This is a genomic window from Okeania sp. SIO3I5 (assembly GCF_010672085.1).
Taxonomy (GTDB): Bacteria; Cyanobacteriota; Cyanobacteriia; order Cyanobacteriales; family Microcoleaceae; genus Trichodesmium.
Map to the genome: position 1 here is coordinate 1 of NZ_JAAHHT010000241.1, position 14,241 is coordinate 14,241.

At 36.1% G+C, this 14,241-nt stretch carries 11 protein-coding genes; 4 read left to right on the top strand and 7 right to left on the bottom strand.

Annotation, left to right across the window (positions count from 1 at the left end; all coding sequences use genetic code 11):
* Positions 1-25: 25 nt before the first annotated feature.
* From cas3 to larC, 3 genes are all read right to left on the bottom strand, one after another.
* Positions 26-526 (bottom strand): type I-D CRISPR-associated helicase Cas3', encoded by a 501-nt coding sequence (gene cas3 / locus F6K40_RS33015; RefSeq protein WP_293142287.1) that lies wholly within the window; start codon positions 524-526, stop codon positions 26-28.
* Complete coding sequence (locus F6K40_RS33020) at positions 527-670, bottom strand: hypothetical protein (RefSeq protein ID WP_293142270.1); 144 nt, start codon at positions 668-670, stop codon at positions 527-529.
* Positions 671-1,955: 1,285 nt separating this feature from the next.
* Positions 1,956-3,302: a nickel pincer cofactor biosynthesis protein LarC gene (larC, locus tag F6K40_RS33025; protein WP_293142272.1), complete on the bottom strand. Its 1,347-nt coding sequence runs from the start codon at positions 3,300-3,302 to the stop codon at positions 1,956-1,958.
* A gap of 366 nt (positions 3,303-3,668) precedes the next feature.
* Here larC and F6K40_RS33030 point away from each other — a divergent pair, with 366 nt between their 5' ends.
* The 3 genes from F6K40_RS33030 to F6K40_RS33040 all read left to right on the top strand — a co-directional run bounded on the left by F6K40_RS33030 (position 3,669) and on the right by F6K40_RS33040 (position 8,158).
* Positions 3,669-4,331 (top strand): L-threonylcarbamoyladenylate synthase, encoded by a 663-nt coding sequence (locus tag F6K40_RS33030; protein ID WP_293142274.1) that lies wholly within the window; start codon positions 3,669-3,671, stop codon positions 4,329-4,331.
* A 770-nt stretch (positions 4,332-5,101) separates the two neighbouring features.
* Complete coding sequence (locus F6K40_RS33035) at positions 5,102-6,229, top strand: HetZ-related protein (protein ID WP_375340612.1); 1,128 nt, start codon at positions 5,102-5,104, stop codon at positions 6,227-6,229.
* Between the two features lie 1,212 nt (positions 6,230-7,441).
* A complete protein-coding gene (locus tag F6K40_RS33040) occupies positions 7,442-8,158 on the top strand; it encodes a PHP domain-containing protein (RefSeq protein ID WP_293142278.1) in 717 nt (238 codons plus the stop codon).
* A gap of 485 nt (positions 8,159-8,643) precedes the next feature.
* Here F6K40_RS33040 and F6K40_RS33045 read toward each other — a convergent pair whose 3' ends face one another.
* The 4 genes from F6K40_RS33045 to F6K40_RS33060 form a co-directional block, all read right to left on the bottom strand.
* Positions 8,644-9,525, bottom strand: coding sequence for a 4-hydroxybenzoate solanesyltransferase (locus F6K40_RS33045; protein ID WP_293142280.1), 882 nt, complete (start codon positions 9,523-9,525; stop codon positions 8,644-8,646).
* Positions 9,526-9,757: 232 nt separating this feature from the next.
* Positions 9,758-10,162 carry a DUF4276 family protein gene (locus tag F6K40_RS33050; protein WP_293142281.1) on the bottom strand — a complete coding sequence of 135 codons (405 nt, stop codon included), beginning with the start codon at positions 10,160-10,162 and terminating at the stop codon, positions 9,758-9,760.
* Between the two features lie 80 nt (positions 10,163-10,242).
* Positions 10,243-10,512, bottom strand: coding sequence for a hypothetical protein (locus tag F6K40_RS33055; protein ID WP_293142282.1), 270 nt, complete (start codon positions 10,510-10,512; stop codon positions 10,243-10,245).
* A gap of 35 nt (positions 10,513-10,547) precedes the next feature.
* Positions 10,548-11,759, bottom strand: coding sequence for an AAA family ATPase (locus tag F6K40_RS33060; protein WP_293142283.1), 1,212 nt, complete (start codon positions 11,757-11,759; stop codon positions 10,548-10,550).
* A 309-nt stretch (positions 11,760-12,068) separates the two neighbouring features.
* Here F6K40_RS33060 and F6K40_RS33065 point away from each other — a divergent pair, with 309 nt between their 5' ends.
* Positions 12,069-13,703 carry a Ppx/GppA phosphatase family protein gene (locus F6K40_RS33065; RefSeq protein WP_293142285.1) on the top strand — a complete coding sequence of 545 codons (1,635 nt, stop codon included), beginning with the start codon at positions 12,069-12,071 and terminating at the stop codon, positions 13,701-13,703.
* Positions 13,704-14,241: the final 538 nt, after the last annotated feature.

A 14,241-nucleotide genomic window follows, 5' to 3' on the forward strand; every position in this document is an offset into this window, starting at 1 on the left:
CAACACATCCCACACTTCCCACACTTCACACACTTCCCACACTTCCCACACTTACCACACTTCCCACACTTCCCACACTTCCCACACTTCCCACACTTCCCACACTTCCCACACTTCCCACACTTCCCACACTTCCCACACTTCCCACACTTCCTTGACGCACTACCAAATTTTCCTTTTCTAATCGCTCAATTAAACCTGTATTTGGAGGTGCCGAAAGAAATAAAAACTTTTTCCGAGAATTGGTATGTTTAATTAACAGCAAAGTATTAATAACACCAGCAATTTGTGGCGCTGAAAATACATGAAATTCATCAAAAATAAACAAATAAAAATCTTTATCAATCCTTCCCCAAAGTTTATCTGGATTATCTCCTTGAAATTTTTTATGAGAATTACTTTTAATGATATATGCACCCCGATGTAGATAGTGCAAAATATCTAGATTAGTCAGTAAAATATCATAATTAAAAGCCCGATTTTCAATAGCAGCAGATTTTTTTAATCCCTCATTTTCCGCATAGATTTATAACTCTTGTCCGCTTAAACGTACAACACAAGGTTCGTATTTTGGCTGAAATAATTCTATATATTTTTGTATTTGATTTTGTTGGTCGCGGGCAAGTTCATTAGTAGGATAAAGACCCATTGCTAAAAAGTCAGTTTGCATTGTTTATAGATAAACTGCCAGACTTTTTCCTTCTCCTGTCATGGTGTAATTAAAAATATAGCGCTACGCGAAGCGTGAATAGGGAATAGGGAATAGGGAATAGCAGATTATGAAAAGGTTTTTCCTGCGGAATGCTGCGCAAACAGGATTTAGAAATGTCAAACACCTTAATGCGTAGTGCTATAACATCAATATTATCGTCGCGTAATGCTTTAAGAGTTTCTGCTTGATGCCAATATAGAGAAAAATTAGGAGGTTATTTTACTTTTTTCGGTGTCGATACTGTTTCAGAATAAACATATTTGAGAGTGATTTTATTGTTAGATATCATCGTTATTTTTTACAATTTTATGATTTTCTAGCACTAGAAAAAAGTCTTATAATATTAATAAATAAGTTGTAATGTTTTGGTAGTATTTAGGAGTTATGAATCATAATCTTCAAGGTTTTTATTGAATATTAAATGTTGTTTTAAAAATACTATACCGTAGTAAAACTTCAATTATTAAGTGTTTAATACAATCAAATATTTTATTGATAATTATGAGCTAGTTAGTTTTAATTATTCTTAGATTTACTTCTACCCCCCACTCCACTATTCCCGTTCTTGGGGAGTTATATAAAATCCGGTTATACAGTAATCGCATTCAAAAATCCTCAACTAAAATATGTGTTTGTTAGAAGCACGAATTTAAAAATTTATGCATTTTCATTTCCTTTCTTACTTCTTACTTCTTACTTCTTACTCCTTACTCCTTACTCCTTACTCCTTACTTCTTATTTCTTACTCATTACTTCTTACTCCTTATATCATGTTCGGGTAATCAGTTCTAAATAAAATTTTAGGTCTGAGAGTAGGGAAAAGATATTATACTTCTACTTTTCTCCTGACTCCTTTCTCCAGAAATTCTGACTCCTGACTCCTGACTCCTGACTCCTTGATAATTATTTATAAGTATTCAACCGAACATGATATTACTCCTTATTTCTTACTCATTACTCCTCAGTAATACGATAACTAATTACCCGGATTCTATATTAGGGGTGGGTATCCTACTTTCCCACTCAAAAAAGCGTACAAAAACTTATCAAATTAGTATTACTTATTCAATTGTTTCATCCCCTTCAATAGATTGATATTCCAAAATTTTTCCCCTTCCTCTAGAGTAACAGTATGAAAATCAGGATAACTAACACTACCTGGCAAAGCTTCCACTTTCTATTAATTTTTTTCAGTAAATATCTATTAATTTATCAATTATTTGCTGCTAGGTTTAGAACCTAATTAGTATACATTCTTTGTCAGATTCCTAACTTTATACCAACTCTGCAATACCATTTTCTGCACTTCCATCAAAGACATATTTTCCTGTCTAGCTAATGCTGCACAATCTTCGTATTCCGGTTGCACATTCACAATTTTATCTCCCATTTTTGCCACTTTTAACCGCACTGCTCCATACTCCGTTTCCACCTGATGAATTTCCCGCTCCAAAATACTCCGTTGTTGAGTCGAGCGACGAATACCCAAAGTCGTAGTCTCTCGAAATATCACCTCTTCACAAACAGATAACTTTTCCGGTTTACAAATAACAGTTAATAAAACCCCCAAGCGAGATTTTTTCATCGTCACAGGTTGACTAAAAACATCCAACGCTCCCGCAGCAAACAGAGCATCAAAAGTATAAGCGATCGCTTGAGGAGAACAATCATCTATTTGAGTTTCCAACACTGACACAGTTTCTAAGTGAGAATGTTCGGCAGTAGGAGCATCAGACTTTTTCATAAGAGAATATTGAGTTTGAACTTTTTCCTCTCCGATCCACAAACGGAGAATATTAGGAATAGCCAAATTCTGGGAACCCGCACCCAAACCTACTTTTTGCAAAAACATTGACGGTGGCGAACCAAAACCACTAGCAATAGTACAAGCGATCGCGCTACCCGTAGGAGTACACAATTCTTTTTCAATGCCATTACTATAAATCGGAACATTATGCAACTCCCAAAGTTTTAGCACTGCTGGTACAGGTACAGGTAACCTACCATGAGCAGCTTTAACAGTTCCCGCTCCAGTAGGCAGTGGCGAACAATACAATTCGTCAATATTTAACCAATCTAACCCCAAACAAGTCCCCACAATATCAATAATCGCATCAGTTGCCCCCACTTCGTGAAAATGTACTTGATCTGGAGCAACACCATGTACAGCACCTTCTACTTCTGCCAACTTACGAAACACTGCCAAACTCCAAGCTTCAGCACGTTGAGGCAATCCAGCTTTTTTGATTAATGCTTCAATTTCTGGCAAATGGCGGTTGTGAGTATGATGATTTTTTTCTGTGCTAGAGTCATTTTCTGAATCGTGATGATCGTGATGGTGGTGGTGGCGATCAAAAGTTAGGGGTTCCCCATCTTCAGGATTTGCATGAGTTAGCTTAACATGAAACTTCGTAGCTACTAGACCATTACGATGCACTTTTTCTGTACTTAACTGATACTCCTGGGAAATACCCAAAAGATTTAGTTTTTCTATTAGATATTCTAGAGGAACACCAAGATGGACTAAAGCACCCAGACACATATCGCCTGCAATGCCAGTTGGACATTCAAAGTAAGCTATTTTGTTCATAAACAAGGGAATAGGGAATAGGGAACAGGGAATAGGGAATAGGGAATAGAAATTAGTATCAAAGTGTACCTCACCATCCTAAAAATTTTTGTAATTTTCCTTGAAGACTAATTCCTCTTTCCAAGACTTTGTGAAAAAAAAACTGTAGGGGTTTGGTCTCCAAACCCTTGGCCATCGAAATCCCTACAGGATTTTCCAAACAAGTCAAAATTCAAAATTCATGCATTAATCTCTGACCTGAAATGACTGAGGTCAATTCAAAATTCATAACAATTATATGATTATGGCGGAATATATAAGCAAGCTTATGCTTATGGTTTGATAAACCAATATTTTTACATTTTATCTAAAATCTAAAATAAAAAAATGACAACTTTTTACGAACTTCATCCTGATACCCCCCAACAAAGACGTGTAGAACAGATTATCAAGGATCTTAAAGATGGGGCAGTGATGCTTTATCCCACGGATACTGTTTATGCAATAGGTTGCGACCTAAATGTTAAATCTGCTGTGGAAAAAGTTAGGCAAATTAAACAACTATCTAATGATAAGCCTTTGACATTCCTCTGTTCCTCCTTGTCCAACATCGCCAATTATGCTATTGTGTCTGACTCAGCCTACCGGATTATTAAACGTTTAATTCCTGGCCCTTACACATTTGTAATGCCTGCCACAAAGTTAGTGCCACGTCTGGTGATGAGTCCAAAACGTAAAACAACAGGTATTCGGGTTCCAGACAATCAAGTATGCTTGGCCTTACTAGAGGCTTTAGGCAATCCCGTTATTTCCACATCAGCTCATATTACCAGTGATGCGGAAGGAATGGCCCCAGTAGATATAGCAGCAGTCACTGGCAAAGCAGAATTGTTTGATTGTCTAGAAAATCTAGTAGATATAATTGTCGATGATGGTTCTGATCCAGGATATCAAGTATCTACTATCCTTGACTTAACTGGCCAAGAACCCAATCTGATTCGTGAAGGTCTTGGGGTTGAAACTGTAACAGCTCTGATAGGGATTCAATAATGGATAATGGATAATGGATAATTACCTCTTCCTAAAAGGGAGAGGATTGACCAAGAAGGAAAAAATTTATTTCTCTTGGTCGATTGGATATGCCGAGGAAACCTCGACATCCCATCCTTCGGACTGCTTCGCAAACGACCGCTTTTTTCCCCTATCCAAGGGGAGGCTTTAAACCTGAATTATCTAATTATTTAATTGTTTCGGTAAAGAGTAGGAAGTAGGGGAAAAAAATTTGATTATTTCTGGACTAAATCCAGTTTGAGGTTACTTTTGAATTTTGAATTTTGAATTTTGAACTTTGAATTTTAATGTGCCACTTGTGTATCTGTTACACGGGTGGCACTGTCAATTTAATGATTGTCACAGTTCCTATAACTTAGATAGTTTGGAAATGAAAGTCCTGATTTTCAATGTACATTAAGCTTTCGGCAGTTTTTAGTATAAATCCGGAAAATATCTTTCTGATGGTGAACTTCAGAATTGGTTATCAAAACTAAAACCACATCATCAAAGTGGAACCTTCCTCCGCAAATAGTTTGGAGAACTTTCCTATAGTTATAAGTGTAGAGGCAAGGAACAAATCACACAGATTTCAACCAACACCAACAACTCTACACCTTCGTAAACTTAGACTGCATTTTCAGAGGTAAAATCAAATGACTGTTAAGACTGCTAACTCCCCCAACTCCCTATCCAACAACTCTACTACCGCTACAGAAGTTAATAACATCCAAGTTGAAAATCAAACTACAGTAAATAATGTCCTAGAAATGGATACTGAAGCTTTAGCTGCCGTAGTTTTAAAAGAATTGCAAGGCACTGCCAAAACTAAACCAGCAAAAGCTGACACTGTTGCTGTGCGTATAGCTAAAGAAGTAGAAAGGATTTGCTTAAAGAGTAATCGGATTCAAAATTCTGGTGAAGTTCGTTCTTGGCAACTTAGTTTAGCGCGTCATCGCTGGCAAAAGTGCTTGCAATACTACAAACTCGGTTCTAAGCAAGGTCGGGTAGAATTACACTCTCTGCTAGCTTCTATGATTTATCGTCATATTGCTTCTTTTGGAGCGCAGTTAAATTTCCAAGGTCGCTATAACTTGATTGAAGATTTTTTACAAGGATTTTACATTGAGTCTTTACGAGCTTTCCGCAGAGAACACAGTTTAGAGCAAGACTACACTCCTAAGTTCAAGTTGGAATTGGCAGAATATATGGCGTTCACCGAACAGTATGCTAAACGTCAAATCGGTTTACCAGGTCGAAATCGTCAGAGATTAATTGTGCTGAGAGCGCAGAGTTTTGCCAAAGGTCAACCTCCTGAAACTGCTATTGATATTGAAATGGCGGTAGAGTCTCCTAAAGGTGAAGATGCAGAAGCTTTTAGTCGTTCTTCCACTGTGCAACAGGTTAGAGAGCAAATGGTTTCTGAAACTGTTGACCCCGCTGAAGCTGTATTGCGCGATCGCGTGATTGCTGAGTTGTTCGATTACTTGAAGACTGCAGGGCAAGACCAATGTGTTGATTATCTTAAGTTAAAATTACAAGATTATCAAGCATCTGATATTGATAAAGAACTAGGGTTAACTGCTCGCCAAAGAGATTATTTACAGCAGCGTTTTAAGTATCATGTGGAAAAGTTTGCTCGTTCTCAAAATTGGAAGTTGGTACATCAATGGTTAGGTGCTGACATTGATCAAAAATTAGGTATGACTTCTGAGCAATGGGAAGCTTTCTTAGTTACACTTTCTCCTGAGCAACGGCAAATTTTACAACTCAAGCGAACTGGTGAAGATGAAAAAGCGATCGCTGCTGCTATCAAATGTACTCCTAAACAGTTACAGAAGCGTTGGGCAAAACTGTTAGATATGGCTTGGATCTTTCGCAATAGCGACCAAAGCTAGTGTGGTATTAAAAATGAAACAGATTATTTTTACTTATCCACCAATGAAAATTTGCAATATGGGTCATCCTACTTCTGTATAGGGTGGGCAATGCCCACCCTATTTGCATTTAGTCCATTTATAATAATTTTGTTATTTAAAATACAAATAAATTGCTATAATAATTATCAATATATTTAATTTTTTTTGAGAGAAAATTTTTATAATAAAATTAACACTATTAAACTAATTTATCAAAAAGTTTGAATATATAGAATTCTTCAATAACTTATCATCTTTATTCTTATATTCTGGATTTCAAAATGTATTAGAAAAGATAATCAGTCAAATAGAGGATCGTTCAATAATGAATAATTAACAATTAATAATTATACCAATATGAAATCATTTGTGAGAAAAAACTGTAGGGGTTTGGTCTCCAAACCTAATACCAATTTGAAAAAAGAATGTTACGAATAATAAGTGCAATAAAAATATTTTTTAGGAAATGTTCCTTTGACAAAAAAGAGACTTTACGAGCTAAAAACTGGTATTAAATCTATTAATTATGAATTCTAAATTCCAATAAATACCCTAGCTATTTGTAGCAAACATTTATCAAATTGGTATAAGTACCAAGGGATTTGGAGACCAAATCCCTACGATAAAATATTACAACCTATTTAGGATTGCTATATTAATTGCCTCTTATTATCAAGAATAAGATTAACTAAAAGGAATTTTTTTCTTTGTATAAATACGACTATTTTTGTCTACTTATTATATTATCAAGTGACCGAAAATTTTGGTTTTTAAGCCTCCTCTTTTAAGGGGATAAAATAAAGAATATTCTTTATTTCAAGCCTCTGGGTTTCCTAGGTCATGCTGCGCAAACAGCCAGAAGTGCTGATAATTGAAATGACCTTGGGAATGCGAGTTATTAAAAGTCCCAAAAATGATAAAAACTCTGAAACTATTATTGCTGTTACTTTCTGGAGCTGTTGCCTAATTCCGTGCATATTTTCTCAACAAGGGCACTGAGGACTTTCATATTAGTTATAGCAACAGCCAGGGCGATTAGGACATAGACTGATGATGAATCCCAGACTAGGAAACACTTTTCCCACTGTTCCCTGTTCCCTGTTCCCTGTTCCCTGCTATAACTGGGACCAACTTGCACCTTGTCAGCCAAATTTTAGATATATTGGATAAAGTAACAATTTATGAAGATATATGTCTATCAACATAACTTTGGATTCTGATTTTACTCAGAAAAGAGTGGTTAATAATTACTCTAAAATTAAGCAAATCTTTGAAACTGTTGATGCCGATAGCTGTCCACATTCTTATAACTTTCATCTACATACAATCTACTCCGATGGAAAGTTAACACCTGAGAATTTGATAGAACAAGCAATTGCGATCGGCCTCAAAGGTTTGGCCATTACAGACCATCATACTATTGGTGGTTATCAAGTAGCTAAAAATTGGTTAGAAAACTGGAAATCTATTAATCCAGATCGAGAGCATTTAGCACCTACTCTGTGGAGTGGAGTAGAAATTAATGCCAAGTTACTGAATATTGAGGTGCATATTCTTGGATATGGTTTTGATCCAGAACACCCAAGTTTACAACCTTATTTGACAGGAAAGACTACTAAAGGTCAAGAATATCAAGCTGCTAATGTGATTAGTGCCATTCAACAAGCAGGTGGTTTGGCGGTACTCGCTCATCCCTGTCGTTATAGGCGTTCTGCTACTGACTTAATCAAGGCAGCAGCAATGTTGGGTATTGATGGCGTGGAGACTTACTATGGTTACACTCATAATAAACCCTGGCGTCCTAGTCCAAAACAAACAGAACAAGTGAAACAACTTAGTGCTACTTATGATTTACTTAATACTTGTGGTACTGATACTCATGGTAAAAATATTCTGGTACGCATATAGGGTGGGAATGCCACTATCCCACCCTATTGATTGAATCTATCTTGAATTTGAATTAACCAGACCTCTTGCCAAAGAGGTCTATTATTTTATTCAGGTGCCATTGGCTATCATTATTGCTGTCAAAACCATAATCCCAAGACTGGTTAGTAAAAAAACAATTCCTAGGGATATTGACTGACCTAGATGTACTGGAGAATTTGATACTTTCATAGTTTGTTTTTAAAAGTTTTTTAAATGTTTCCTTAACATAACAAGTTTTTAAGAGTTCGTGGAAAAATTTAATATTTTGTAATCAAACTTATATTTTCTTTAAAATTAACCTCTTAACCAATCCTATTCTTAAAAAGAAGAGGTAATTATTAATTGTTAATTATTAATTATTGAAGCACCCAAACAAGAAACCGGGTTTATTGCCCTGATTATTGTTTTCCATGTAATTGCCTGGATAAACCCGGTTTCTGCGTGAGTCCTAACTATATTTTTGTTCAAAATATGAAACCTGTAATCATTCCAGCTAATAAGATAAAACCAATCCAAACATTTTGTCTGAATATTTGAGCGTAAGGTTTCAAAATATCTTCTTGCCGTAATTTTCCATATTGAATAAACCACAAAACTATAGCAATTCCCAGAGTTATCCAAAAGCCAATATGTAGCTCCATTTTTATTCCTAATAACCCCAATAAAACGGCAGTTAAAAAGAAAAATATACCCACAGCATTAGTAGCATATTCACCAAAAAATAGAGCGCTAGAATTAACACCTAAACGTCGATCGTCTTCGCGATCGCTCATGGCATAAACTGTATCAAAACCAAGCGTCCAAACAATTGTTGCACCCCACAATATCCAAGTTGCAGTATCTAACTCAGCGACTGCAGCACTCCAACTAATTAACACGGCAAAACCCCAAGCAATAGATAACACTAACTGGGGTACTGGAAAAAACCGTTTTGCCAAGGGATAGCAAATAATTACTGGAACTGCTGCTACAGATAGCCAAAAACTTAGGGGGTTGAGATATAGAGCGATAATTCCCGCGCAAGCAAGAGCAATAATGGCAATGACAATACCTGTTTGAATAGTCAGAGCGCGGGAAGCAAGGGGGCGATCGCGGGTTCTTTCTACTTCTGGATCGATATCCCTGTCCCACAAATCGTTAATTACACAACCAGCGGCACTGGTGGCGAATGTTCCTACTACTATTACTCCGACTAATGGTATGGGTGGCATGGCGTGGGTGGCTAAAAATACGGCCCACAAAGCAGGAATCATTAAAATAAAACGTCCGGTAGGTTTATCCCATCTCAGAAGTTTGATTACTTTTATTAAGGTTGATTCTGATTCAGGTAGAGTAGATTGAGTCATTTTTAGTTATTAGTTAAATGTTCCTAGTGCGGGCATCTTGCTCGCGTGGGTTTACCTCACCAAGGAGGAATTTGCTGTATAAGTTATCATATCAAATTTGTTTATTATTTTGCCCTAAAATATTTGTCTTAATTGCTGAAGCAAAACTGCAAACATAATTATAATTATTCTACCGAACATAATATAAATTATGATATTTTTTTGAGGTGATCGCTTCTTTAATTTCATCAAATTAATTTTTTTCAGATTCCATTATTTCCAATAAACAACTATAGAAAACTTGAAAACTTTTTGAGGTATTTTCCATAGGTTTCATGTATTGTGAAATATCTCTAGCAGCTCTCAACTTTTCTAATCCTCCTTGATGATAACCTTTTCTTTGAAGCACCTCTCGTAAAGCTTCCCAAGTACCACCTTTAATGTCGTCTGGGTAACGATATTTAGAATTTTGACTGAGATATTTAGATACTTTAGGATAAGCTTTAGTCAACGCTGGAATATCTCCAAAAAACCAAGCTTCTAATTCTTCAATCATAATTCTATTAATTAATTTGTATTTCTTTTTATTTTTAGTCTTTGCCAGAGATTTTGTCATAAATCCAGCTTTTAGAGCAATTTCTTCTAACTCTTGTTTCAATTTTTTACCGAAAAATTTTGGTAATTACGCCTCTTGTTTTAAGAGGATAAAATAAATAAAATTCCCTATTTCAAGCCTCCTTATTCTACGAGGTACTGATAACTGATAACTGATAACTGATAACTGAAATGGCAATCTTCATTATCTCTATCTACTAAAATTATAATTCTCCAATCATCAGGTATCCATTTTTTATACCCTTTTAATCGTCCGGGTAGTTTAGAAAATAAATCTTCTTTACCCTGAAAAAAGTGAGTTTCAAAAGTTATTGATTCACCCAGAATTTTTGGTAATAAATGACAGAGAGTTTCCTCTGTTGAGCGATCCTCTACTAGAAATTCAATATGCACTCGTTAGCTACTCCTAATAATTACTAATTTCTAGGTTAATTTTTGCGTGGTGCGCCTTGATTTTTTAAAGGATTTCCAAACTCAAAATAGTCTTCCATCCATAAATTACCTAAAGATGCTCCTTCGTCGATAAATTCTTTAATGCCTCGCATTTCGCTAGTACGTTTAGCCTGAGTATAACCATTTTTATCCCGATAAAGTACCCATAATTCTTGGGGTCTTATCCCATCAATAAAAAATGGAGAATGAGTTGTCACCATCAATTGAGTATTAGCTGAAGCAGCACGACATTCTTCAGCAAGTTCTGGTAATAAACGAGGATGTAAATGATTTTCTGGTTCTTCAATACCGATAAGTTGCGGTGGGTATGGGTCGTGTAAAACAGTGAGATAAGCTAACATTTTTAACGTACCATCGGAGGCAAATTTTGCTAAGATTAGTGTTGCAAAAGGAGCATCTTTTATCTGTAATAAAATTCTTCCATCTTGCATAATTGAAGCTTCAACTTTTTCTAAACGAGGAACTCGATAGGAAAGAATATCAAGAATTTTTTCGAGTCGTTCCGGATGCTGTTCACTAAGATATTGAATAACATTAGGTAAATTATTGCCCGTTGGCGATAACCTTTCTTGGGCACCTGCTTCAGGAATACTCCGTGTATTGTCTGCTGTTAAATAAGAAAGATGCCAACCTGTAATAAATTTTCTCAAGGCACTAACACGAGGATGTTTAGCAAATTGTCCGAGGGTACTTACTGCTAAAAATTCAGCAGATTCTAATTTTTCAAATACTCTTTCGTCTTGTTCATCTGGCATTTCTCCAGTAATTACTTTTCCTTCCCCTTCTTTAAAGTCTAAAAACTTAAAATATCCTCCTCTTTCTGCTCTTCTCCATTGCAGCCATTCTTCGGCAACATAAGGACCTTTTGTTCCTTCAGCAATGGCAAGATGATATGTAATTAAGGGCGATTTCTTTATTTCTCGATATTTAAGTTCAAACACTATATTTCCGTCAGTGTCTCTAGTTCTTAATTCTCGAAATCTACCCCTTTTTTCCCAAGCTTTTCTGAGTCCATCTGTAAAACATTCTGATAAAAATGCAAAGACATCAAATATGGTAGATTTACCACTACCATTCGGACCTAAAAATACAGTTAGTGGGGTGATTTTTTCTAGTTTTAAATCATGGAGAGCGCGATAATTTTGCACTCGTAGATATTCAATTCTAGGAATAGATTGTTTAGGCATTGTTTTAGTTTCACTTTCCTTTTTTTGATGTGATGTTACAGGGAAGATTCCTGTGCTACAACATTTTTGCTCTTGTTGCTTACCTTAAAAGTGTATAATTTGTCAAGAGTAAAAGTCCATTTTAATTATTTTTTGTAATCATTAAATAGATAAAATTATTTAATTAGGACTTATATGAGGCCAAGAAACCGGGTTTCTACGATAAATCATTGTTTTTAATAATAGATATCCACGAGAAACCCGGTTTCTGGTTTCCCCTGCGTAAGTCCTGATAAAATTTAATCAATTTGTAATTTAGGATACATTTACATGGTTACATCTGTTCCTCTGGTTAGAATTCCTACTCCAATAGGAAACAAAGACCGTATCTTGGCAGCAATAGACATGGGTACCAACTCCTTACATTTGGTGGTAGTAAAAATCGACCCCAGATTACCCACTTTTACCATTATTGACCGAGACAAAGAAACAGTAAGACTGGGAGACTGCGAAACGAAAGGTAATTTAAAACCGGAAGTGATGGATAGAGCGATCGCTACTTTAGAACGTTTCCAAAAAATTGCCAAAAGTGCTAATGCTGAACAAATCATCACAGTTGCCACCAGTGCTGTACGGGAAGCACCCAACGGCAAAGAATTTCTCAACAGAATCGCTGATGAGTTAGACCTATATGTTAATTTAATCTCTGGTCAAGAAGAAGCACGACGAATTTATTTAGGAGTGCTTTCTGCAATGGAATTTAACAACCAACCCCATATTATTATTGATATTGGTGGAGGTTCCACAGAATTGATATTAGGTGATGGTGATACATCGAGAACCTTGAGCAGTACAAAAGTAGGTGCAGTACGTCTGACGAAAGAATTTGTTACCACTGACCCTATTAGTAAGAGTGAATTTGCTTATCTGCAAGCTTACACTAGGGGTTTATTAGAACGTCCGACAGAAGAATTATTAGCTAACCTCAAAAAAGGAGAAAAACCTCGGTTAGTAGGAACTGCTGGCACTATTGAAGCTTTAGCAACTATTCATGCTTATGAAAAATTGGGGAATGTACCAACTCCCCTGGGGGGTTATGAGTTTAGTTTTGCTGAATTGGAAGAGTTGGTAAATAAATTGAAGAAGCTATCTATTTATGAAAGACTAGAACTTCCAGGAATGTCTGAAAAGCGAGCAGAAATTATTTTGGCGGGTGCTTTAGTGTTAAAAGAAGCAATGAGTTTACTAGAGATGAAATCGGTAACTATCTGTGAAAGCAGTTTGCGGGAAGGGGTAATAGTTGACTGGATGTTGAATCATGGTTTGATAGACGATCGCCTCCGTTTCCAAAGTTCAATTCGCCAACGCAACACTCTAAAAATTGCGCAAAAATACCAGGTTAATTTGGAATATAGCGAAAGGGTTGCTTCTTGGGCGTTATATTTATTTGACCAAACTCAGGGAGTGCTGCATCAGTGGGGATCTGATGAACGAGAATTATTATGGTCAGCAGGAATTTTGCATAACTCTGGTGTATATATAAGTCATTCAGAACACCATAAACATTCTTATTATCTGATCAGAAATGGGGAATTACTGGGATATAGTCAGATTGAAATTGAAGTGATTGCAAATTTAGCTCGTTATCACCGCAAGAGTCTACCCAAGAAAAAACACGAACATTATCAAAACTTACCCAAAAAATATCAACAAGTAGTGTCTGAGTTAAGTGCATTGTTGCGGTTAGCGATCGCTTTAGATAGACGACAAAAAGGAGCGATCGCTAATGTGAAATGTTGGTTAAATAAAAATCAAAAGGAATTTTATATCTGGTTACAACCTGCCGATCCTCAAGATGATTGTGCATTAGAGTTGTGGAGTTTAGAATATAAGAAGGAGGCGTTTGAGGAAGAGTTTGGTTTAAAATTAATAGTAAAATTGGAACCTGCAATGGTATCTGTTTGATAATGGATAATGGATAATGGATAATTGATAATTAGAGAGAGTTTTAATGCTCGACTATACCATATCAATTAATCAGGACTTAGGCAAACTCTTAGACAATACGCTATCTGTAGAGGGCAAATGCCATTTGCCCCTACCACCTTATGTGCTTCTGCGTAAGTCCTGTTAATGAACGCTTGGATTTGGTTTCCAAAACCCTACCATAATAATTTTACAACCTATGCAAGAATTACTTAGGACTTACGCAAAGAAACCCGGTTTCTACGAGAAATCCTTGTTTTGAGCAATAGATGTCTACGAGAAACCGGGTTTCTGGGTTCACATGGTTTCAGTCCTGTTACTATAGGAGTAAAATAATGCTAGAAACTAATCTCAATATTCCATAAATAAGTTAATATGTAAGTAAGTCCTGATCAAGCCATAGCCGTTTACGAAAACGGCGTAAGGACGTTGTGAAGCTGACTGGGCTTGAACTTTTTTAGGTGGGAGCGATACCGATACTGATGAAATGACAAGGGTTACTGTCAAACTCAGGGAC

What these genes read in the sequence shown, in the direction of transcription:
- F6K40_RS33020 (WP_293142270.1), bottom strand. Translation starts at nt 670, where the DNA reads ATGCAAACTGACTTTTTAGCAATGGGTCTTTATCCTACTAATGAACTT.
- larC (WP_293142272.1), bottom strand. Translation starts at nt 3,302, where the DNA reads ATGAACAAAATAGCTTACTTTGAATGTCCAACTGGCATTGCAGGCGAT.
- F6K40_RS33030 (WP_293142274.1), top strand. Translation starts at nt 3,669, where the DNA reads ATGACAACTTTTTACGAACTTCATCCTGATACCCCCCAACAAAGACGT.
- F6K40_RS33035 (WP_375340612.1), top strand. Translation starts at nt 5,102, where the DNA reads ATGGATACTGAAGCTTTAGCTGCCGTAGTTTTAAAAGAATTGCAAGGC.
- F6K40_RS33040 (WP_293142278.1), top strand. Translation starts at nt 7,442, where the DNA reads ATGTCTATCAACATAACTTTGGATTCTGATTTTACTCAGAAAAGAGTG.
- F6K40_RS33045 (WP_293142280.1), bottom strand. Translation starts at nt 9,525, where the DNA reads ATGACTCAATCTACTCTACCTGAATCAGAATCAACCTTAATAAAAGTA.
- F6K40_RS33060 (WP_293142283.1), bottom strand. Translation starts at nt 11,759, where the DNA reads ATGCCTAAACAATCTATTCCTAGAATTGAATATCTACGAGTGCAAAAT.
- F6K40_RS33065 (WP_293142285.1), top strand. Translation starts at nt 12,069, where the DNA reads ATGGTTACATCTGTTCCTCTGGTTAGAATTCCTACTCCAATAGGAAAC.